This window comes from Phocaeicola abscessus CCUG 55929 (assembly GCF_000312445.1).
Taxonomy (GTDB): domain Bacteria; phylum Bacteroidota; class Bacteroidia; order Bacteroidales; family Bacteroidaceae; genus Phocaeicola; species Phocaeicola abscessus.
This window is the reverse complement of record NZ_HE997182.1, coordinates 915,134-938,487: the sequence shown is the minus strand read 5'-3', so window position 1 is coordinate 938,487 and position 23,354 is coordinate 915,134. Positions and strand designations below refer to the sequence as shown.

19 protein-coding genes are annotated in these 23,354 nt (G+C 46.8%); all 19 read right to left on the bottom strand.

The window, feature by feature from the left end:
* Positions 1-3: 3 nt before the first annotated feature.
* Complete coding sequence (locus tag BN102_RS03750) at positions 4-480, bottom strand: Fur family transcriptional regulator (RefSeq protein WP_019207751.1); 477 nt, start codon at positions 478-480, stop codon at positions 4-6.
* A 56-nt stretch (positions 481-536) separates the two neighbouring features.
* Positions 537-1,205, bottom strand: coding sequence for a DNA alkylation repair protein (locus tag BN102_RS03745; RefSeq protein ID WP_019207750.1), 669 nt, complete (start codon positions 1,203-1,205; stop codon positions 537-539).
* The gene (locus tag BN102_RS03740; protein ID WP_019207749.1) at positions 1,206-3,179 is read right to left on the bottom strand and encodes a dipeptidyl-peptidase 3 family protein; all 1,974 of its coding nucleotides are present in this window, start codon (positions 3,177-3,179) and stop codon (positions 1,206-1,208) included.
* 123 nt (positions 3,180-3,302) lie between these two features.
* Entirely contained in the window at positions 3,303-3,764 is a 462-nt protein-coding gene (locus BN102_RS03735; RefSeq protein WP_019207748.1) for a helix-turn-helix domain-containing protein, read from the bottom strand.
* Positions 3,765-4,013: 249 nt separating this feature from the next.
* The gene (locus tag BN102_RS03730; protein WP_019207747.1) at positions 4,014-4,835 is read right to left on the bottom strand and encodes a tetratricopeptide repeat protein; all 822 of its coding nucleotides are present in this window, start codon (positions 4,833-4,835) and stop codon (positions 4,014-4,016) included.
* 5 nt (positions 4,836-4,840) lie between these two features.
* Entirely contained in the window at positions 4,841-5,902 is a 1,062-nt protein-coding gene (gene leuB, locus BN102_RS03725) for a 3-isopropylmalate dehydrogenase (protein ID WP_019207746.1), read from the bottom strand.
* A 62-nt stretch (positions 5,903-5,964) separates the two neighbouring features.
* Positions 5,965-7,515: a hydroxymethylglutaryl-CoA lyase-like TIM-barrel protein gene (locus BN102_RS03720; protein ID WP_019207745.1), complete on the bottom strand. Its 1,551-nt coding sequence runs from the start codon at positions 7,513-7,515 to the stop codon at positions 5,965-5,967.
* Complete coding sequence (gene leuD, locus BN102_RS03715) at positions 7,488-8,090, bottom strand: 3-isopropylmalate dehydratase small subunit (RefSeq protein ID WP_019207744.1); 603 nt, start codon at positions 8,088-8,090, stop codon at positions 7,488-7,490. Before leuD ends, BN102_RS03720 begins: the two co-directional genes overlap by 28 nt.
* Positions 8,091-8,111: 21 nt before the next feature.
* A complete protein-coding gene (leuC, locus tag BN102_RS03710) occupies positions 8,112-9,494 on the bottom strand; it encodes a 3-isopropylmalate dehydratase large subunit (protein ID WP_019207743.1) in 1,383 nt (460 codons plus the stop codon).
* 4 nt (positions 9,495-9,498) lie between these two features.
* On the bottom strand, positions 9,499-10,995 hold the full coding sequence (locus tag BN102_RS03705) for a 2-isopropylmalate synthase (RefSeq protein WP_021312224.1): 1,497 nt from the start codon (positions 10,993-10,995) through the stop codon (positions 9,499-9,501).
* A 535-nt stretch (positions 10,996-11,530) separates the two neighbouring features.
* Entirely contained in the window at positions 11,531-12,520 is a 990-nt protein-coding gene (locus tag BN102_RS03695) for a sugar phosphate isomerase/epimerase family protein (RefSeq protein ID WP_021312262.1), read from the bottom strand.
* A 12-nt stretch (positions 12,521-12,532) separates the two neighbouring features.
* On the bottom strand, positions 12,533-14,068 hold the full coding sequence (locus tag BN102_RS03690; RefSeq protein WP_019207739.1) for a RagB/SusD family nutrient uptake outer membrane protein: 1,536 nt from the start codon (positions 14,066-14,068) through the stop codon (positions 12,533-12,535).
* A gap of 26 nt (positions 14,069-14,094) precedes the next feature.
* Positions 14,095-17,475, bottom strand: a complete 3,381-nt coding sequence (locus BN102_RS03685; RefSeq protein ID WP_036787202.1) for a TonB-dependent receptor — start codon at positions 17,473-17,475, stop codon at positions 14,095-14,097.
* 920 nt (positions 17,476-18,395) lie between these two features.
* Positions 18,396-18,572 (bottom strand): FecR domain-containing protein, encoded by a 177-nt coding sequence (locus BN102_RS11000; RefSeq protein WP_198006543.1) that lies wholly within the window; start codon positions 18,570-18,572, stop codon positions 18,396-18,398.
* 61 nt (positions 18,573-18,633) lie between these two features.
* On the bottom strand, positions 18,634-18,903 hold the full coding sequence (locus tag BN102_RS03675) for a hypothetical protein (RefSeq protein ID WP_019207735.1): 270 nt from the start codon (positions 18,901-18,903) through the stop codon (positions 18,634-18,636).
* A 103-nt stretch (positions 18,904-19,006) separates the two neighbouring features.
* Positions 19,007-19,573, bottom strand: a complete 567-nt coding sequence (locus tag BN102_RS03670) for an RNA polymerase sigma-70 factor (RefSeq protein ID WP_083867180.1) — start codon at positions 19,571-19,573, stop codon at positions 19,007-19,009.
* A 60-nt stretch (positions 19,574-19,633) separates the two neighbouring features.
* Positions 19,634-20,524: a YitT family protein gene (locus BN102_RS03665; protein ID WP_019207733.1), complete on the bottom strand. Its 891-nt coding sequence runs from the start codon at positions 20,522-20,524 to the stop codon at positions 19,634-19,636.
* Between the two features lie 146 nt (positions 20,525-20,670).
* Complete coding sequence (locus BN102_RS03660) at positions 20,671-22,068, bottom strand: glycoside hydrolase family 57 (protein ID WP_021312132.1); 1,398 nt, start codon at positions 22,066-22,068, stop codon at positions 20,671-20,673.
* Positions 22,069-22,084: 16 nt separating this feature from the next.
* Complete coding sequence (locus tag BN102_RS03655; protein ID WP_019207731.1) at positions 22,085-23,353, bottom strand: glycosyltransferase; 1,269 nt, start codon at positions 23,351-23,353, stop codon at positions 22,085-22,087.
* Between the last annotated feature and the right edge of the window lies 1 nt (position 23,354).

Genomic DNA, 23,354 nt, shown 5'->3' with positions numbered 1-23,354 from the left:
ACTTCATTCAATTTTATTATTCTTTTTTTTATGACGTTTGTTCCATACGCACTTGCTGCAAATTCCGTATATATAGAGCGAATAGTGCATGGCGGTGAATTTCTTCAGTTTGGTATTGGCAATAGCCTGTTTCAACGAATTATCCTCGAATTCCGTTACTTTCCCGCAGACGGTACAGATCATATGATGGTGCGTTTCGTTTTTATAAGCCCGTTCATACTGCGAGGTTATGCCAAACCGATGCTTGAGGACAAGCTTGGCATCGAGCAACAAGATAATGGTATTGTAAAGCGTAGCGCGACTGACGCGAAACTTTCCTTTTTCGGCCATCCGGTGATAGAGCGTATCGATATCGAAATGGCCTTTGACGGAGTAAATCATGTCGAGTATGGCATATCGTTCCGGTGTCTTTCGATGCCCGTTGGTTTGCAAATACTCGGTCAGCATCTGCCTGACCGTCTCTTTTACGTTCTCTTCCATGCCTTATTTCTTGTTCAGGTTCCAAAGTTAGTCTTTTTTTACAGAAACAGAAAGGATTAAAAGGAATATTCCATATCGGATTTTATTTCGTCGGTCACAGCCTTTACTTCCGGATTCTCCGAATTCGATAAGGGAATCAACAGCCCGATCAATCTTTTCCGGTTCTCTTCTCCCTGTTCTCCGTACTTGCGAAGAGCGTTCGCCACCGCCTGCCGAATGAGTAGCTTATCCTCTTCAAGGGCCGCCAAGGCTTGATCGAGAAACTCCTCTTGGGCTCTTTCATTCAATTTATTCCCCTTCATCAATAGCCTGGCGATCAATGAGAAGCCGCAAAGTTCGACGTATTCCCGTTCATCGGCCATCCACTGAAAAGCTTTCTGCGAGGCATAGGGCAAATACTGAAAAAGATTCAGGCAAGTCAGCTGAGCGATCTCCGGATTGGGCATCTCTTCCGCCCAATTATCCGCCAGCTGCTCGCAGAACGTATCGACGGGCTGAAGGAGTCCGGCCAGGATCTTGCATTCGCGGATATTCTCTTTCCACAATTCCTGGGCTACCGCATGATTCTTCTCGTACTTGGATGCGATCTCTTTCAGACGGGGAAGTTCGATTCCCCAATTGATTTTATAACCGAGCCCTTTCTCTCGCATACTTTTCGAGGCGGCTCCGTTCATATATAGCCGAAACTGCCCTTTTATATCCTTAATCACTTCGCACGTATCCATCTAATCGTTGATATAAGGCAAATTGGCATACTGCCGACTGTACCGCAGCATCTGTTCAGCATATCTCTCCTCGTACGAAACGGTAATGTCCGTTATATTTCCTTCGCCGTCTTTCACCGCTTCGTAGACCGGATTGATAAATCCCTTGTAAGGAGCCAGACGGAGCTTTTCGTACCGTTCCAACACCTGTTTGTGCAAGATCGGATCGACCTTTACGCCGTAATCTTCGACCAATCTTCTGGCTCCTTCGAAATCGCCTTCGCTTTTTATACGTTGTATTTCGGCCAACAGGCGGCCGAACAGCAATCGAAGCTTTTCGTAATCATGGATCTTCACATAGGTCTTCCCATCTCTTTCGATCATCTCTACCACCTTATCCGACTTTCCCTGTTCGTAGACCCAGCGAGCGATCAACTGGCGGTTTCGCATGTGCGCTTCCTCCACCTTTTTTCCTAATTCGATCCGAACCAGCTGAGTCATCAGTCCATTCATCAGATAGGTATAATAATGCGCCTTATAAGCTTCCTTGTCCGGCGTCAATCCCAATTCAAACAGTTTTTCGTCCGCCAAATAATAAAGTCCGAACAAGTCGGCGCGCGCTTCTTCGACAGTGGCTCCGTAAGCTTTCAAGGCGTCCGGGTCGACACCGGGGGCCAATCGCCCCGACCCATGTCCCAAACATTCGTGCAAATCGGTGTGGAGATCGTCCGTCGTATCCGCATAACGGTTGATCCGTTCCAGTTCCTCTTCGCTAACGACAAACTCTTCCCGGAACCCATTTCCTCGGGCCGCCTTATTATAGGCCTCCGTCAGATTTCCGACGGTGATCGACTTCGATCCGTGAACGCTTCGAATCCAGTTGGAATTGGGCAGGTTGATTCCTATCGCCGTGGACGGATACAGGTCGCCGCCCAAGATGGCGGCCGTAACGACTTTGGCCGAGACGCCCTTCACCGTCGATTTCCGAAACCGCTTATCCACCGGCGAATGGTCTTCAAACCACTGGGCATTAGCACTCAACACTTCGGTGCGGTGTGTGGCTTCCAGGTCTTTGAAATCGACAATGGCTTCCCAACTGGCCTTCAGGCCCAACGGATCGCCATAAGTCTCGATGAACCCGTTGGTAAAATCGACCCTCGCATGCAATTCGTTCACCCAGCGGATGGCATACGTATCGAACGTTTTCAGATCACCTGTTCGATAGAACGCTATCAGCGTATCGATCACCGTCGCTTGTTCCGCCGTATCGGTTACCTCTTTCGCTTTTTCCAACCAAGAGACAATCTTATCGATAGCCGTTCCGTACAAGCCTCCCGACTTCCAAATCCGTTCGAAAATCTTTCCGTCTCTCTTCACCAGTCTGCTGTTCAGCCCATACATCACGGGCGTTTCATCGGTCGGGTCTTTCAACTGCTTATAAAAATCTTCCGCTTCCTGCTGCGTGACACCTTCGTAATAATTGGCGGCCGAAGTAAGCACCAAATCCGTTCCATCCGCCTGGTTGACCCGTTTAGGCAGAACTGTCGGATCGAAAACGACCGGAAAAATATCATCGCACAACTGATCTACTGTTTGGTCATCGGCCAAAGGCAATTTCGTCCGATCCACGCTTTTCAAGGCGGCACGGAAAAACTCGGGCGAAAAACGAGGAATGAACTTATCTGCGGCATAATGATGATGAATGCCGTTAGCAAACCAAACCCGTTTCAAGTAAACAACGAGTTGGACGAATTCCGAATCTTCGCGATCTCCTCGATAATCCGTATAGACCGCTTCCAACATGCTGCGAATCCGGAGATTATACTTCCCGTTCTGGTCGTAAAGGATATCACGCCCTTCCAAAGCCGCTTCGGAGAGGAAATAGATCAGCTGTTTCTGCCTCAGCGACAAGTTTTCAAAATCCGGTACCTGGTAACGCAATAACTGTATATCCGCAAACCGTTCGTCAGAATGTCGAAAAGAACCGTTGTCCATCACAAATACCCATTTTTTAAAAAAACTCCGTCGATGCTCACAGGAGCTGCCGAAAGACACAAAACAATCCCTCTCAGCAAAGACACCGTCTCCTGATACCTCTTCGTTTTATGAATCGACTTTTTATTTTCTATGCTTTTTCCGGAAACCGTTCGGCGTTTCACCCATATTCTTGTAAAAAGCCGCATAGAAAGACTGACGATTAGCAAAACCCACCATCGATGCAATGTCTTCTATGTTTTTATCTGCGTACCGTTTATCCACCAACATGTGCTGAGCCTCTTTTATTCTGTATTCGTTCAACAAGCAAGAATAATTTTCCCCGAAGCGGGAATTAACCACTGCCGACAAATAACGCGTATTCGTTTTTAACTCTTTTGCCAAATCTTTAGCCGAGAAATTCGGATCCCTGTATTTCTTTTGAACCACGATGAGATTCAAAATCTTATCGTAAAGCGCATCGGCTAACTCCGCCCTTATCAAAGATCTGTATGCAGCACTTTTTTCTTTTTTCTCTCTCAGGTTATAGGGCCTTTTCTTGGGTATTTTCACCTGATTACTTTCTATTCTTTCCTGTTTATCCATTGGTTATATGTTTGTTTGGTTATGTATAAGAGTTTTTCGTGTTGACAAATTTGATAAATGTTTTTATTTTGTGCAACTATTTTTACTTATTTTAAATTTTATATGATTCTAATTTAGATCTGATATCCATCATACCCGAAAGAAAGAATAAACAGATATTATGGAAGGCTTCGAGCATCTCAGCAGGTATCAACACGAACGAAAAGAACGCTTTAACTAACGTAGCAAAGGCAACGGAGAATTCAGCCTTCAACGACTCGCCTTCAATCGGTCTTGGATTTCCGGTCGCGGGATTCCGAAGGTCACGGCTTTTTCAAAGGCGGCGTAGGCATCTTTCTTCCTTTTCAGCCGCAAGAGGATGTCTCCGAGCAACAGGTAAGCGTCAGCATCCTTTCGATCGATCTTCAATACCGACTCCACGTCCAAAAGTGCCATAGCCGGCGTATTCATTTCCAATTCCAAGTTCGCTCGAGCTTTTAGCAGAGCGATGTCGTTCGAATAACTGGTTATCAGCTGGTTGAACTCCTCCAATGCTTCGTGAAGACGTCCTTCTTTTTGGTTAAGAACGGCCAGTCCCATTCGTCCCATCTTGTGATCGGGGTTCTTTTGCAATAAGGTATTGTAATCGATACGAGCCTCTTTATAATTCCGCCTCGTCGCATAGATATAGGCTCTGTACAGCAAGGCCTCCTCATTCTTGCGGTCTACGTCGAGCACGTTGCAATAGTCGATATAAGCCTTTTCGTAACTATTTTTCTCCAAATACAGAGAGGCCCTGTCCAATAAGACGGGTACGGACAAAGGGAGGCTATTCAGAGCCAAGGAATACGCGTCGATGGCCTCGTCCGATTTCCCGAGACGGCGTTCGACGGTTCCGAGGTTTGCAAACAGCATCGCGTTGAGCGGGTTGCTCGGATCTGTTTCCAATGCTTTTTTTAACAGGTATTCGGCCCGCTCGAGGCTATCGCCTCGGGCTGCTTCGATAGCCCTCAGCGCCAATTCCCGATAGGTCTGCGCACTCATCGAGGCGCCGAGAAACAAGAAAACGAGTATGCCGCCGATCCGTTTCATCCGTCTCAGGCTTTTCGGATATAATCGACAATCCACGCTCCCACTTCCTTCGTTCCATAGGTAGCGACGCCTTCCACTTGAATCTCCGGTGTACGGACCCGGGCGTCCAACGAAGCGTCGACCGCTTTCCGAACAAGCAAGCCTTCCGCTTTCAGATCGAAGTATTCGAAAAGCATGGCCACAGAGAGTATCTGTGCCAAAGGATTTGCAATGTTTTGCCCTTTCGCCTGCGGCCACGATCCGTGCACAGGTTCGAATACGGGAGTGCCTTCGCCCGTGGAAGCGGAAGGCAGCAAACCCATCGAGCCACTGATCACGGAACCTTCGTCGGTCAGGATATCACCGAACGTATTCTCGGTAACCATCACGTCGAAGAACGTCGGTTCCTGAATCATACGCATAGCGGCATTATCGACGAACATGAAATCAGTTTTCACCTCCGGATAGTCCGGAACCATTTCCTGGGCGATTTTCCGCCACAGGCGGCTCGATGCCAACACATTCGCCTTATCGACCACCGTGAGATGCCTGCGTCGCTTCATCGCATATTCGAAGCCGACTTTCAGAATACGTTCTATCTCCGGACGCGTGTAGAGGTTGGTATCGTAAGCTTTCTCATTGTCCTGATACTTCGTACCGAAATACATTCCTCCCGTCAATTCACGAATGCAGACGAAGTCGGCATGCTCCACCAATTCGGCGCGAAGCGGAGATTTATGAATCAAACACTTGAAGGTCTGAACCGGACGGATATTGGCAAACAGCCCCAACCTCTTGCGCATGGCCAACAAGCCTTGCTCGGGGCGCACTTTCGCCGTGGGATCATTATCGAATTTCGGATCGCCTACGGCCGAGAACAATACGGCGTCGGCATTTTTACACGTCTGGAAGGTTTCTTCGGGGAAAGGATCCCCCGTCTTGTCGATGGCATCGGCCCCACAAACGGCATACGCATATTCCGGCGTATGTCCGAATTTCTCGCATACGGCACTCATCACCTCCACGCCCTGCGCAGAAATCTCGGGTCCGATACCGTCGCCCGGCAACACTGCTATTTTTAAATTCATACCTAAATCAATTATTTCTTTTTCTCGCAATAATACGCAATAATCCGTAGGATAGCCTTCTTTCAGGCTACTTTTTCATAATCTTTTTCAATCATATTGAGCATTTTAATCGTCGCCTTCATCGCGGCCACCGTCTGGTCAGCATCGAGCCCACGAGTACGGAATATCTTTCCGTCGAAGCTCCACGTAATGATGGTGCGAACGAAAGCATCCGTCCGGCCACCCTTCGGGATATTGACCGTATAGTCCACCAAAACGGGGAATGTCCTGCACAACGAATCTCTATAAACCTTTCGCACCGCCCGGACAAAAGCATCGTATTGCCCATCGCCGTTCGACATGGCTTCGTATTCCTTTCCGGAAATCTCGATCTTGACCGTAGCCGTCGGGCTCAATCCCTGAGCCGAAGAAATGACGTAACTCTTCAAAGAGACGGAATGTTCGGAGGTTCCGAGTCCCGTCACATCGGCAACGATATACGGCAAGTCCTCCTTCGTGACCACTTCTTTCTTATCGCCCAATTCCACGATTCGTTCGGTCACTTTTCGCATCGTTTCTTCATCGAGCTTCATCCCTATATCTTCTATATTGCGCATGATATTGGCTTTGCCACTAGTCTTTCCCAAAGCGTATTCCCGTTTACGTCCGAATCGTTCGGGAACCAAATTATTGCAATACAAATTATCCTTATTATCCCCGTCGGCATGGACGCCTGCCACTTGTGTAAATACATTCTCGCCGACGATAGGTTTGTTTACGGGCACCTGTATGGCCGAATACGATTCGACGACGCGACTCACATCGTACAACCGATCTTCATTGATGTTGGTAATCGCATTGAACTGATCTTTCAAGATAGCCTGCACGCTGGCCAAGGGAGCGTTCCCCGCACGTTCGCCCAGTCCGTTAATGGTAGTGTGAAGGCCGCGCACTCCGCTCAAGACCGCAGCCAAGACGTTGCTCACAGCCAAATCGTAATCATTGTGCGCGTGAAAATCGAAAAAGACGTCCGGATAGCGTTTTTTCATTTTCCGCATGTACTCTATTACCTGCAAGGGGTTAAGTATGCCCAACGTGTCCGGCAACATAAAACGTTTGATATTCGTTCGCTGCAAGGCATCCATCATCTGATAGACAAATTCCGGCGAATCCTTCATACCGCTGCTCCAATCTTCCAGGTAGACATTCACAGCCACTCCTTTTCCTTCGGCATAGCGGAGCACCTCGCAAATATCGCGGATATGCTGTTCGGGCGTTTTTCCCAACTGATAAACACAATGTTTCAAAGAACCCTTGCACAACAAGTTGATGACACGACAACCGGAATCGTAAATCCAATCTACCGACGTATGTCCGTCGACAAATCCCAAAACTTCCACCCGATTCAACAGCTTATGCTGCGAAGCCCATGAGGCGATGATTTTAGCAGCTTCGAATTCGCCTTCGGAAACCCTGGCTGACCCTACTTCGATGCGATCGACGTTCAAGTCTTCAAGCAAATGTCTGGCAATGACTAATTTTTCATGAGGGACGAACGATACGCCGCTGGTCTGCTCTCCGTCGCGCAACGTCGTATCCATAATTTCTATTTGGACACCTGTTTGTTTTCCCATGATTCTATTTTATCTTTATGGCTCAATAAGAAGTCGATATCGTCCAATCCGTTCATTAGGCAATGTTTCTTATAAGCATTGATCTCGAACTTTTCACTCCGTCCCGTCGCCTTGTTTGTAACCGTCTGAGCGGGGAGATTCACTTCCACTTCTGTCTTAGGATCAGCGCTGATCGACCGAAACAACTCCCGCAAGAATTCTTCGCTGACGACTACGGGAAGCACGAAATTGTTCAACTCATTATTTTTATGTATATCGGCGAAGAAACTGGAGATAACCACCCTGAATCCGTAGCCCGCAATGGCCCACGCCGCATGCTCGCGGCTCGATCCTGAACCGAAGTTCTTGCCGGCGACCAAGATTTCTCCCCCGTATGTGGGGTCATTCAATACGAACTTCCTGTTTATCGAACCATCCGGGTGATACCTCCAATCGCGGAATAAATTATCACCGAAAAATTTTTCATCCCGCGTAGTAGCTTTTAAAAAACGTGCCGGTATAATCTGGTCGGTATCTACATTTTCCAAAGGGAGAGGTACGCACGTACTGATTATTACCTCGAATTTTTGCTTCATCACTCTATTTTTTACAACAGATTATATTAAATCTCTCGGATCGGTAATTCTACCGGTAATGGCAGCGGCGGCGGCCACAAGCGGACTGGCCAACATCGTTCTCGATCCGGGTCCCTGTCGGCCTTCGAAATTCCTATTGCTAGTAGAAACGGCATATTTCCCGGCAGGTATTTTGTCGTCGTTCATAGCCAAGCATGCCGAACATCCCGGCTGACGAATTTCGAATCCCGACTCGTGCAGTATTTCATCCAATCCCTCGGCTTCGATCTGTCGTTTGACCATCCACGATCCTGGAACCAACCAGGCCACCACGTCCGCAGCCTTTTTCTTTCCCTTCACCATGGAAGCGAATATGCGGAAATCTTCGATTCTACCATTGGTACATGCACCTAAAAAGACATAATCAATCTTTTTCCCCAATAATTTCTCTCCGGGTTTAAAGCCCATGTAATTCAACGATTTGGCGAAAGAAGCTGAAGTGTTATCCGTCGGGATGGCATCCGTTATCCCGATTCCCATTCCCGGATTCGTGCCGTACGTAATCATGGGCTGAATATCTTCGGCCCGGAAGATCACTTCTTTATCGAAGATCGCATCCTCCGTACTCTTCAACGTTTTCCAATAAGCGACGGCTTTGTCCCAGACTTCGCCTTTGGGAGCGTATTCGCGTCCTTTCAGATAAGCGAAAGTCGTTTCGTCCGGAGCGATCATGCCGCCACGGGCTCCCATCTCAATACTCAAATTACACAGGGTCAACCGACCTTCCATCGTCAAACTGCGGACTGCGGAGCCAGCATATTCGACGAAATAACCGGTAGCACCTCCGGTAGTCATTTTCATCATCATATACAACGCCATATCTTTTGCCGTCACGCCTTTGCCCAATTCGCCGTCAACGGTCATACGCATCGTTCGGGGTTTTGCCTGCAAGATGCATTGGGATGCAAGCACCATTTCCACCTCACTGGTACCGATACCGAAAGCGACAGCCCCTACGGCGCCGTGAGTCGAAGTATGCGAATCGCCGCAAACGATGGTCATTCCCGGTAGCGTCAATCCTTCTTCCGGGCCCACCACATGGATGATGCCGTTCTTAGGGTGCATCATACCGAAATAATTCAATCCGAAATCGCTTGCATTTTTCTCCAACGTATCGACCTGTATTTTAGAAATCGGATCGGCAATGGTTTCATGCTGATCGTGAGTCGGTATATTATGATCGGGTATACAAAAGATTCGTCGAGGACGGAAACATTTCAACCCCCTGGCGCGCAAGCCGGCAAAAGCCTGCGGAGAAGTGACCTCATGACAATACAGCCGATCGATATAAAGTTGCGTAGGGCCATCCTCTATCAGTTGCACGACATGAGCATCCCATATTTTATCAAATAACGTATTGGCCATTTTCTTATCCTTTAAACTTATTGATACAATCGATATAGGCTTCGACCGAGGCCGCTATGATATCCGTATTCGCACCGAAACCGTAATATTCGTGCCCGTCGTACTCTACTTGCATGTGCACCTTCCCCATGTCATCGCTACCCTTGCTGATGGCTTGGATGGTAAATTCTTTCAAAGTCATCTTCCGATCAATGATTTTTTTCAACGCATTAATCGCAGCATCCACCGGCCCGTTCCCCGAGGCTGCGGCCTCAAAATGTTCGCCCGAAATATTTAAACCGAGACTCGCCACGGAATGTACACCGATACCGCTCGTCACCTGAAGATAATCGATCTTGATATGATGGTTGACCGATCTGTCCGCTCCCGCCAACACCAGGATATCATCGTCATTGATCTCTTTCTTCTTATCGGCCAATTTCAGGAATTCCTGATACACTTTATCCAACTTGTCCTGATTCAATTCGACACCAAGCACCTGCAACCGATACTTCAATGCCGCCCGACCACTTCGCGCTGTCAATACGATCGCATTGTCGTCGATCCCCACATCCATCGGATTAATGATCTCGTATGTCTGCACATTCTTCAATACGCCATCCTGGTGAATGCCAGACGAATGAGCAAACGCATTCCGTCCGACAATGGCCTTGTTCGGCTGAACAGGCATATTCATCAAGCTGGAAACCATTCGACTCGTCGGATAGATCTTAGTAGTATTGATATTGGTCTGGATATCTAACCCTTTATGACATTTGAATATGAGGGCTATTTCTTCCAACGACGTATTGCCTGCGCGTTCGCCGATCCCGTTGACAGTCACCTCTACCTGCCTTGCGCCATTTAACACCCCGTTTACCGTATTAGCCGTAGCCATGCCCAAATCGTTATGGCAATGCGTGGAAATTATCGCCTTTTCAATGCCTGCGACATGCTCCATCAAATAGTTGATCTTGGTGCCGTATTCATTAGGTAGACAATAACCGGTAGTATCGGGGATGTTTACGACGGTAGCGCCGGCCTTTATGACAGCCTCGACCACTCTGGCCAAATATTCATTCGCCGTCCGGCCTGCATCCTCCGCATAGAATTCTACATCTTCCACATATCTCTTGGCGTATTTCACCGCGGCGACAGCCCGCTCGATAATCTCTTCGCGCGTAGCATTGAATTTATATTTGATATGGGAATCGGAGGTGCCTATTCCCGTGTGAATACGTTTGCGTTTGGCATATTTCAGGGATTCGGCCGCCACATCGATATCTTTTTCTACCGCACGGGTCAACGCACAAATCACAGGCCAAGTAACGGCTTTCGAAATTTCGACTACCGAATTGAAATCCCCAGGACTCGAAATCGGGAAACCAGCCTCAATGACGTCTACGCCGAGCGCTTCAAGCTGTTTAGCTACCTGAATCTTTTCTACGGTATTCAATTGGCAACCAGGCACTTGTTCCCCATCCCGAAGAGTGGTATCGAAAATAAACAATCTATCATTCATTGTCTTCCATTTATATAATTACAGTCTTGTATCTAATAAAAAACCTCTCGCACAGGGAAGTGAAAGAGGTTCGAACTATCATTTTCAATCTTTATCATGCACGACAATCACTTCCCATCGATCCTCATCAATAGAATAATAATGCCGGTTAGCAACATATTTGAATTTATCGCTTGCATGACTATTTGCTTTTAAAACGACGCAAAGATATGTATAATTTTATAGTCAACAAATAAAATCAAAACTTTTTTCGCGAAAAAAACTAGAAATTAAAACAAATTCTCCCCTATTAAAGGAGAAAACAAAAGTATCTTGCCGATGTCACACGTTTATTTTACTGAGTTTATAAGGAGCGATTAAGTAAAACAAGACGAAGCGGTAACACGTTTGACAATCGGAACATTCATGCTCGTCTTCCTGCCCTTGCTCCTCCTCTCGGGGGAGAGAAAAGCCATAACTCTTTCCCTGGAGGAAAGAGTTATGGCTTTTCATACACCCGCCGGCTTCGTTCCGACTCATATTCCGGTGAAAACATCTAACGAGCAATGTAGTTGGTATAATACTTATCGATGTATCCTTTCAGCATCTTGATACAGGAGGGAACCGCCGTGTCGGGATTTTCTTTTCCTTCAAACTCAAGTGTCAGATAGCCTCTGAATCCTACATCGAAGATCTGCTTGATGATCCGGTCGTAATCCAAATCGAGCGTATACCAAGTACCGCCTCCATTATAAGTCTTCGCAGAGATAAAAATCGCGTCCGGCAAGACTTGGGCCAACTTGTCGTAAGGATCTTCGAGAAAATTGCCTGTATCGACCAATAATTTCAGCCAGTCGGAATGGATATCATTTTTGATACGAAGCATACCTTCGGGCGTACCGGCAATTCCCCAGTGGTTTTCCAAAGCAAGCGTTACCCCACACTCTTCGGCTACCGACAAGCACTTATAAATCGCATCTTCCACCCATCCGAACGCATCGTTTTCGGTATATCCTTCAATCGGTTTTTCCATCCCGCGCGCTTTCATCAGGTTATCGAAAGAACCACTGGTTCCCCACGTTCCCGAATTGATCCGCAAAGCTGGAATACCCATCTTATAAGCCAGATTGATACAACGGATCGTATGATCTACCATCCGCTGACGATACTCTTTATTGGGGTTGACCCATCCCTGATGAATACAAAGGCAAACCAACGCCACTCCATTCCGGTAGGCCAACTGTTTCAGTTTCTGCACATAAGCGTTGTCTTCGTTATCCATCTGACGGTGTAAGACATCCACGCCCTCGATCCCCATCTCGGCAGCCTTCAGGATACAAGACTCTATCGAATCTTTCCGTTCGCGGAACCCCCAATAGGAATAAGTCGAGACCGCTAATTTCAAACGCCCGGCCAAATCATGTTCACTTGCGGTTACCGTATCAGAAGTTCCGAATGCACCCTCTTTCGCCATACCAGACATTCCCATACCGGCCATTATGCCGGCAGCGCTTGTAGTTAAAAAAGAACGACGTGATAATTTCATACGATTTTCTTTTTAATATCCATAGTTTTGCGTCAAATTATTGTTCAAAGAAATTTCGCTATCGGGAATCGGAAGTACATTATCTTTTTTCAAATCATACCCGTTCGGGAATTTCGTTTCCAATTTCTCTCCCAGTGCGCCGTATACGTCACACGGATAATATTCGGGGCCGGCGTTCCATCGTTTGATATCATCCCAGAATTGTCCTTCTAATGCCAGTTCGATGCGACGTTCATGGCGTAGTACTTTCCGGGCTTCGGCCTTGCTCAATCCTTTAGGAACAAGCGGCATTTTCACATCCTCACGTTCCGTACGGATACGGTTAATCAGATCGATGGCGCCGTCGATGTTCTTATCCAGCTCGATCATGGTTTCGGCACGGCATAACAAGACGTCTCCATAGCGAAGAATCATAAAATCCAGTGGAGACTGGGTACCCACCACCGGCATGGTCTCGATCGTGTATTTACGGATTCCGAAACCGACCTTCTGTCCCGTATGGTTCATGATCTCTGTCGGATAGAGCTGTCCTTGAAAGTAAGCTCCCGGACGCAAAACGGTAAAGTCCAAACGCGGGTCCCGGTTCTTATACGGCTCTTCCTTATTGACCAGGCTTCCGTCCAACGTTTCATACTCGTCGACCAACAACTGGGTAGGCGCCACTGAATTAGAACCGTCGATACCGTACTTCAGATTTTGCGGTTGCCAGTACCGGTCGAAGATACTTCCCTGCTTGAATACACCGTCCATAAAACTCAGGGCGAAGAGTGTCTCCGCATTCCCTTCGTTTTCATACTGGAACAAGCCGTGATAGCTTGGGAAAAGTTGATACTTCTTCAATTCGTCTATCTTGTCACAATATGTCAACGCGTTCTCCCATTCGGAGGTATACATGTACGTCTTCATTTTCATCCCCAAGGCCGCTCCCAACGTAGCTCTTCCGTTATCCGGAGAATCTTTCGGCAAACGTTTGATGGCCTCGTCGTAATCCGAACGCACCTGTTTCCAGATATCATCGGCCGAAGCGCGACTTAGGGTCCGCCCCTCTTCCGGAGTTATCGTTTTCAGAATCAAAGGAACTCCTCCGTAAGAGCGTACCAACAAATCGTAGAACAAAGCACGCAAGAAATAAACCTCTCCTAACATCACCTCCTTAGCGGCGGTATTCATATTCGGAATCTTATCCACATTTTCCAGAAAATAATTGGCCCGATAGATTCCTTCAAAACAATACTTCCATCGGTTGGACACAATCCCTCCGATGCCGGATGTGATCGTCCCATTCCCGACTTGTTTCTGCTTACCTTCCCAATGCGCCCACTGATAAGCATTCGGCGTGCAGGCGTCGTAACCGCCTCCGTAGCCGTACACGTAATTATTTCTCAGCACGCTGTATATTCCGTTCAGGGCGAGTGTCGCATCCTCCGGCGACGTCCAGAATGTTTCACTCGTAATCTTATCGTCCGGCAATATATCTAAATAGCTTTCGCATGCGTTCAATCCTGTCAGGACGGCCGCAACCATGATATAGTTCATTATTTTTTTCATTATTCATTCATTTAGCAGATGAAACATCAAAAACTCAAATTAAATCCGAGAGAAAATACCCGAGGGATCGGATAATGATAGTCGCCCCTGTCGAACGTATCCCGTTCGGGGTCGAATCCCTCGTATTGATCGCTTACGATAGTGAACACGTCGGTCGCATTCAAATAGATATACAGCTTTTGCAGAAATAAGCTCTTGGCGATATTTGTCGGTACTTCATAGCCCAACTGCACGTTTTTCAGTTTGAACCAGGACATATTGCACGACCAGAACGAAGATTCCTGACGATGCCAGTCGGCATCGAGCGTAATCATCGGTATTTCGTTGTTCTTATTCTCCGGTGTCCAGGCATTTTCCCATTTCTTGGTAACGACGCCTCCGGAAACTCCCAACGGGACAGTCCAGTCGTTACGGAAATAGCCGTGAACTCCTGCAATGCCGGAAAATTGAAAACTCAAATCGAATCCTTTCCACGCAAGACTGCCATTGATACCATAAGTAAATTTCGGGATGGTATTTCCGATCTCCTGTTTATCCTGATAATCCAATTTCCCGTCGCCGTTCACATCCTTATAACGAATATAACCGGCTTTCGGGGTAAAACTGTTATTCTTCATGTGAGTCGCCGCTTCTTCATCGGTCTGATAAATTCCCTCCTGAATAAAGCCGTACAGTGTTTTATACGAATAACCCTCCCGAATCAGGAACAATTGATCCGGAGACTTTCCTCCTCGGAACTTCGTCACTTTATTATTCACGTACGTCAGATTAGCTCCGATGCTGTACGCCAGTCCCGAGGCCTTATTCCGGTCTTGCCAATTCAGATTCAATTCCAAACCGGTATTCTTCATCTTTCCTACGTTTTCAAACGGTGCTCCCATATTACCCAGAACTGAAGGGATGGGTAATTGCACGATAATATCGGTCGTCAAACGTCGGAAATAGTCGGCTTCGATATTCAGCCGATTATTCAGGAAGCCCATGTCTATTCCTACGTCGGCGGAAGTGGTGGTTTCCCAGGTGATATCGGAATCGACCAGTGCCGTGATCGCTGCTCCCGGAGAAAGAGTGTTGTTAAAATTGTAACTGTTGGCATAGTCCTGCGTAATTACCGTCAGATAAGGAAAATAATCGGCATTACTCGATTTTCCGATATTCTGATTACCCAATTTGCCCCAGGAGGCCCGTACTTTCAGATTATCGAAGAGTCCGGTATTTCTAATGAAAGCCTCTTCCCCCAAACGCCATCCGGCTGAGAAAGACGGGAAAACGCCCCAACGGTGTCCTTTGGCGAAACGCGAAGAGGCATCGGCGCGCAAATTGACTTCGGCCAAGTACTTTCCCTTCAAGGCATAATTGATTCTTCCGAACCAGGAGAGCATCCTCCAGCGATATTTATTACCGTCGGCAAAAGGATTCTTCGTACCGGAAACGACCTGGTGCAAATCTGCCTTCGACGGATCCGTAGTCTTGGCTTTCGTATAACGGCTGGTCATCTCTTCCTGTTGATATCCCAGCAGAACGCTTAAATCGTGCACATCGTTAAATACCCGATCATAATTCAGGTTGGCGAAGAACGTCGAATAATACTCGTCGGTTATTATTCGAGCAATTTCGAGGGTAGAGGGATAATCCAACGGTTTAGTCGGGTTGGATCCGTCCAGATCCGTATAACAAGTCGCCAATTGATTGTAATTATCGATATTCTTGCTCCAATACTGCCCGTTATATTGGGTGCTTAAGGTGAACCCCTCGAACAAACGAAGGGTGGCGTATACGTTTCCTTTCAGGAAGTTCGTCGTCGTTTCGTTCTTTCCGTTATACAAATCGGGGAACGGATTCCGCGTATCGACAATAGGTAATCCCGCTTTCGGACCGGACAGGTACAAAGCCTGCGTACCGCCGTAGGTTTTACCGTCCCGTAAATAAGGAGTAGAAAACGGATGTCCGTTCGAGATCATATAGAAAACCCGTTCGATGCCGGAGTCATAACCGCCATCATAGTCGACGAACGACTGGTTGGAAACCGTTCTCATCACTCGGGCCCTCCCGCCCAATGTCAACCAATCGCTGACTTTAGCCTCGCTGTTTAGCGAGAGGTTATAACGTTCGGAATCGGTATTCTTTATGATTCCGTTATTTTTCAAATATCCCACCGAGATATAGCTGTTCGACTTCTTTCCGCCGAAGGTAGCAGATAAATTGTGCTGAGTGGTAAAAGAGTTGCGAAACACTTCGTCGAAATAATTCGTGCTCGGATATTTATAAGGATCGTTGCCCGAGGCAAACGCATCGATCACCTCTTGCGGGAATAACGGATCGCCACCTTCGTTCGTTACGGCCTTGTTCCAAAGTTGCATATAGTGCGGGCTGTCGGTGATCAGATCGTACCGGCGTCCCAATTGTTGTACGCCGAAATAGCCATTATAATTGATACTGACCGTCTCTCCTCTTCCTTTTTTCGTTTCGATCAGCACTACGCCATTCGCCGCACGAGAACCGTAGATGGCCGCCGATGCCGCATCTTTCAACACCGTCATCGAGGCGATATCATTCGGATTGACGTCCGACATGCGTCCTTCAATTCCGTCGATCAGAATTAAAGGATCGGTATTATTCAACGTGCCGTATCCGCGAATCCGGATGGTAGCCCCGTCGGAACCTGGAGCACCGGAATTCTGACTGGCCCATACGCCGGAGACTTTCCCCGAGAGCGCTTGGGAAGGATCCGTAATCGGCCGGTTCTCCAATTCCTTATTATATTTGACCGTAGACACCGATCCGGTGAGATTGACCTTCTTTTGCGTTCCGTAGCCTACAACCACTACTTCGTCCAACGATTCCGCATCTTCTTTCAGGACGATATCTACGGTTTGCCGGTTTCCGGGTTTGATTTCAACGGTAGTATATCCGATATAAGAAATAACCAGTGTCGGGTTGTCGGAGACATGCAAGGTAAAGTTTCCGTCCACGTCGGTAATAGTCCCGTTCGTGGTTCCTTTTTCGAGGATATTTGCTCCAATGATAGACATTCCCATGGAGTCGACTATTTTTCCGGAAATCTGTCTCTTCGATTGCTGCGGGACCTCAGCGATCACGTCGGCCGGCTTCTTGTAAAGAGAAATATAGTTATTATTGAATACATAGCCGATTTCACTCTCTTGCAAGGCTTTGGCGAGAATACCGGCAACTGTGTTGTTATCTGAATCGATTTTTACTTGCTGATTGAGTTCCACATCATCCTCGTCGTAAATGAACAAATAGTCCGTTTGATCCTCTATCTGCGAAAAAAGTTCGCTTAAGGTAAGCGTAGCATGTTTCAGGGTAATTGTGGAGGCTTGCGAATATATGTTCTCCGCATATACCTGAAATACAAATAAAAAACTAAAAAACAGTGTGAACTTCATGATAAGCAGCTTTTCTTTCATATTTTTGAAATAATAAAATGGTTAACTACTAATTGTTACGCAAATGCTCGTGATTAGGGTGATAGCATGCTATTACAGGAGAATAATTGCTGCTACTCTCCTGTTTTTTGTCATGCATCAATTCTTCCAGAATTATTTAAGGTCGATCTCTATTTTTCATTTTATTAGTAATTAAGATTCATATTCGAGGTTCCCCCTATCTACTATTATTAAATACGAATAAAACAAACATCGCCACCAAAGCAAGACGGAGAAAAACAATTATTTAATGTCCATTAACAGTTATGGCTCCTATCGCGAATTCGAGGTAGGGTTTATCCCCTCGGATAGGTTGCACAACGTAGCTGGATACGTCCACTAACGTGTCTGGATACGTCCACTAACGTAGCTGGATACGTCCTATAACGTGTCCGGATACGTTCCCTAACGTAGCTGGATACGTCCTATAACGTGTCCGGATACGTTCCCTAACGTAGCTGGATACGTCCTATAACGTGTCCGGATACGTTCCCTAACGTAGCTGGATACGTCCTATAACGTGTCCGGATACGTTCCCTAACGTAGCTGGATACGTTCCGAACCCCGTCGGCGAGGTTGTTTATCCCGTCGGATAGGTTGTACAACCTATCCGGATACGTCCCGAACGTCAAATTTGAGGTTATGCAACGTATCCGGCGAGGTCCCGAACGTCGAATTTGGGGTTGTCCAACGTATCCGGCGGGGTCCGGAACGTCGAATTTGGGGTTGTCCAACGTATCCGGCGGGGTTCGGAACGTCAAATTTGGGGTTGTCCAACGTCAACGGACCTATCTTGGACGTCAACGACGGGATCGGGAACCTGAACGGCGCTATATTTTACCATATCGAACGCGTACAAAATCCCTCTAACGAATAAAACCTCAGTAAACCTCGATATGTCGCTCGTCGATAATCTTGAAATCGAATTTACCGGTATAGACCTGTGCGACAATATTCTTCCTTTTGATGGCAAATTTCACATCGTACCACAGCTCAAGTCGTTCCAGAAGTTGACCGAAAAGGATTCCGGTAAAATCGAAAATGCCTTCGTTTTTCAATTGTTTCTGCTTATAGACAGATTCGATTTTCTGCAGCTTCCCCTGCAACTCGAACGCTTTCTCATTCGGTTTCAGCCAGATTCCCTGCCGGTTGCCACAGGAAACGGCTATGCCGTTCCTGCCTTTTTCCCTTTTTCCAATCCTTTAATTTGTACGTGGCATACAAGATATCGCCTTGCTGCTCACTTGCCCGTAAAACGGCAAGAGTGTTCTGCCATTTGACAAACTTTTTTTTGAGTTCCTCATCTCTTTTCATCGCGTGGAAAAGTTCTTTCTTCTCCGCTTCCGTGATGTCCCCAACGAAGAAGTACTTCATTAACAGTCTTTCCATTATCTTCTTATTGTGTCACATGAATAGTACGAATAGGGGCACGCGTACCACCAAACGAGCATTCGATTTAACTTTATTTAATCCCGCTATTCGAACTGAAATTTCAACAGAAAAGGAGCAACAACGGTATATGATCTTTCAATTTCATTCGCAATTTTTTCAATGCGATACTTATCTGGTTTTCCACCGTATTCGGCGATATATTTAGTTTCCTGGCTATTTCCCTGTTGTTCATTCCGTGAATGCGGCTCAAGCGAAAGATCTCTCTACAACGTTCGGGCAGCACTTCGACAGCAAGGGTGACAGCCTTCTGTAATTCGCTGAAAGAAAGTTCGTCCGTATCGAATTCTTCCAACGAATAAAGCTTATAATTCAGTTCTTCGCGCTGAATATCAGAAAGCGAAGTCGAGGAATTCCGCACATTCTTCCGAAGTATATCGATGCATCGGTTCTTCAATATAATAAAGAGATAGGCGGTCACATCGCCGTGAAAAGGAGTTTCCTTCCGGTGTTCCCAAAGAGACATGAACATATCCTGCACCGTATTCTCGGCTTCTTCCCGATTCAACAAATAAGTCTCTGCAAAACGTATCAATCGTGGAAAATATGTCACATATATTTGCTCGAAGGCAATCTCTTCGCTATGCATCCGTCGAATTCTCGCTCTCATCCAATCGTTTTCATATACTTCTGAAATCGAATCGACATCGGCAATACTGAACGGAACCGTTCAATTGACTTTTATCTTGTCGAATCCTTCGCCAAATACCCCGATAACAGCGCTCTGCGAAACGAAAGCATTCGGATCGATATCTTTGATTAATCGAAAGATCGTAGTCGATTCCCGTTTCTTGGCTAAAACGAACATCAATTTCACCCCCTGCCCGGTATAAGCGCCTACGCCGTCCAGAAAGGTCACGCCGCGATGCAAATCTTTATTGATGCGATGCCCTATTTCTTCGTACTTCTTAGAAACGATGAAAAACTGAACCGATTGGCGGGCGCTGTTCACTACCTGATCGACCATAAAGCTGCAGATAAATAACGTAGCATACCCATACACCAGCATTTCCCAATTACGAAGGACAAAATAACTCGAAGAGATGATGATCACGTCGGTGAGCAAGATAACCCGTCCCAACGTTATGTCCCGGTATTTATTCACGATGGCTGCAATGATATCCGTCCCGCCCGAGCTTCCGTTATTGGATAAAGCGATGCCGACGCCGCTGCCGCAAAAAGCGGCTCCGATCACACAAGCCATAAAGGGTTGATCGTGCAAGAGCTGCCACCCTTCTGTGGCACTTTGAATAAAGGGCAAGATGGCGGTCATCCAGAAAACGGCAAAAATAGTCTTCACCACAAACTTCCACCCCAAGATGATCAGGGCGGCAACCAACAACACCCCGTTAATAGCGAAATAAGTATACTGAACATTAATGCCCGTCGCCCAAAAAACAATGGAAGCAATACCCGGCACGCCACCCGTCGTTATATGGTTCGGTAAGAGGAAGACCGTCCAACCTACGCTGTAGACCACCATCGCCAAAGCGATCATCAGGTAGTCTCTTACCTCACGCCACGTACGTTGTGTTTTACTTGTTACGAAGACTGAATCCATGTTCTCTCTCCATTTAAATCATAATCGACAGCAAAAGTACAAAAAGATTGATTCCCATCCTTACTTTTCAATTTTTTATTACGGTTCGAAGGATAAGGAGCCCCCTCCTCAAATTGTCCTTATCCGCTCCCCCTCTCGGCACGGAATTATTCTTTTTTCTCCGCTTTCAGAGCGACTTTTTTCGAGATCGATTTCTTCGTCGTTCTTTTTACCGGCTTTGCAGTCTCTTCGTATTTATCCAACTCGCTTTCGGCCTTTTCCAACTTCTCTTGCAGCTTGGCAATTTCTCTATTCATGGCCGTCAATTCTTCGTCTTGATTCTTGATGGTAGTCAACAACGAATTCAGTTCCTCGTTGTCCATATCGACAGGAAACAGGGAATTCACCCGACTGATGAAATCGCCGAGGATATTCATATAATTGGCAAAGGCGTCGTACGGAGAAGAATAAATGCCTCTATCGATTTCAATGCCCGTATTTTTCGTGGTCATGTATCGGAAATTATTACTTGCCTGAAGATAGTCCCAATCCTGTTTAACCCGATTATCGGTACATAAGCGAACCCTTTCTCCCACGCTGTATAATTTATTAAAAGCCTCCCGTTGCAGCAGATTGCCCAACCATGGACTGATATCGCGTTCCTCGTCGGTCCACGACATGGGATACGGGCAATCGATCTGGTCGACGGACTTCAGCTTCAAAATGATCTCGCTGGGAGTAGAGAAGGTAATGCCGCGATTTTTCGCACAATTCGGGAACGCTTTCAGGAATTCCAGGATATTGGACGATAAGGGTTGCGCCATGCCCAATGCCGATAATTCCATGAAGATGTTGATCACTTGTTCTTCCGCTGGCATTTCCGCAATCCAATCCATGTATTTATCCGCGAAAAGCGGATACTCATTCCATTCGGAGTTCGAAAAGCGCAAACTGATGTCATCCGACAATTTGAAATCGCGCAGCAATAATTTCAATTTCGGCGCTCCTGCACAATGATACAGGTAATGCGGACTCTTCCATCCCAAAATATGTTTGGCACCTTCGGTGAGCATGCCTTTAAATCCCATGCTTGCTACCTGAGCGCCAATCTCGTTGTCGTAAATCAAACTGGAATTACGGAACACCTTGGGAGCTTTGCCGAAGAGTACTTTGATTTTCTCTTGCATCCGCGAAACCTCTTCCCGGAAACATTCCTCGTTCGCCAAAGAAGATAATCCATGCGAATAAGGCTCGCAAAGGAATTCACAGCCGCCCGTATCGTTCAACTCGTGAAGCAACTCGATCACGCGGGGGGAATGAATTTCCAACATTTCCAAGGCCACGCCGGAGACAGAGAGCGCTACTTTAAAAGCCCCTTCGCTGTTTTTCACCATCTCGATCAACGTCGTCAACGCAGGGATATAAGACCGGTCGGCCACTTCGTTGATGGTCTGTTCATTAGCATAGTCGTCATAATAATAATGGTCTCGGCCTATATCGAAAAAACGGTACCGTTTCAAATGAACTTGCTTGTGTATCTCGAAATAAAGACATATTGTTTTCATATCTGTTCTTTTAATGTTAACCCCTATTTTTAACTAACTCATCGTAGTGCTTGCGAATCTTTACGCCCACTTTGCTCCAAGTAATGGCGTCCACTTCTTTTTTCCCTTCCTCCCGTAAAAAATTATACAAGGCCGGATAAGTACAAATGGCATAAATAGCGTCTGCCATGGCATGGATGTCCCAATAATCAGTTTTGATACATTTCGATAAAATCTCCGCACATCCCGACTGATACGAGATGATCGACGGGCACAGGCACTGCATGGCCTCTAAGGGGGAAATGCCGAAAGGTTCGGAAACAGAAGGCATGATGTATACATCGCTCGACTTCAACAACTCATACACCTCTTTTCCTCGCATAAAACCGGGAAAGTGAAAGCGATCGGCAATGCCTCGCTCCGCGACCAAGTTGATCATAGACGTCAGCATATCGCCGCTACCCGCCATGACAAAACGAATGTTCCGCGTACGATGCAAGACTAAGTTCGCCGCTTCCACAAAATATTCAGGTCCTTTCTGCATGGTTATCCGTCCCATGAAGGTAACGATCTTTTCTTTCGGATGAAAAATAGGCGGAATATCTTCTATTTCCTTGGGCAACGGTTCTACGGCATTATGCATGGGAAAGACTTTATGAGGATCCTGATGGTACTGATTAATAACCGTCCGGCGAGTAAGTTCGCTCACGCACAGGATACAATCGGCGTGATCCATCCCGTTCTTCTCGATGGCATAAACCGTAGGATTCACATTCCCGCGGCTACGATCGAAATCAGTAGCGTGGACATGGATCACCAAGGGCTTGCCGCTGATCTGCTTCGCATGAATACCGGCCGGATAAGTCAGCCAATCGTGAGCATGGATAATATCGAACTTTTCTGTCCTCGCCACGACACCGGCCACTATTGAATAATTATTGATCTCTTCCTGCAAATTATTCGGATATCTCCCCGAGAACTCCAAACATCCCAAGTCGTTCAGCGTCATATAATTGAAATCGGCATAAATGTGATCCCGCATAGCATAATACAATTGCGGATCCATCACCTTGCCGATTCTATGCTGCACATAGTCTCTGTCTACATCCCGCCAAGCGATAGGAACGCTATTCATTCCGATAATTTTAACAAAACGTTGATCTTCATCTCCCCACGGCTTCGGAATGCAGAAAGTGATTTCCATATCCGGCTGTACGGCCAGTCCTTGAGTAAGCCCGTAACTGGCGGTTCCAAGGCCTCCCAATATATGAGGAGGGAATTCCCAACCAAACATCAATACTTTCATA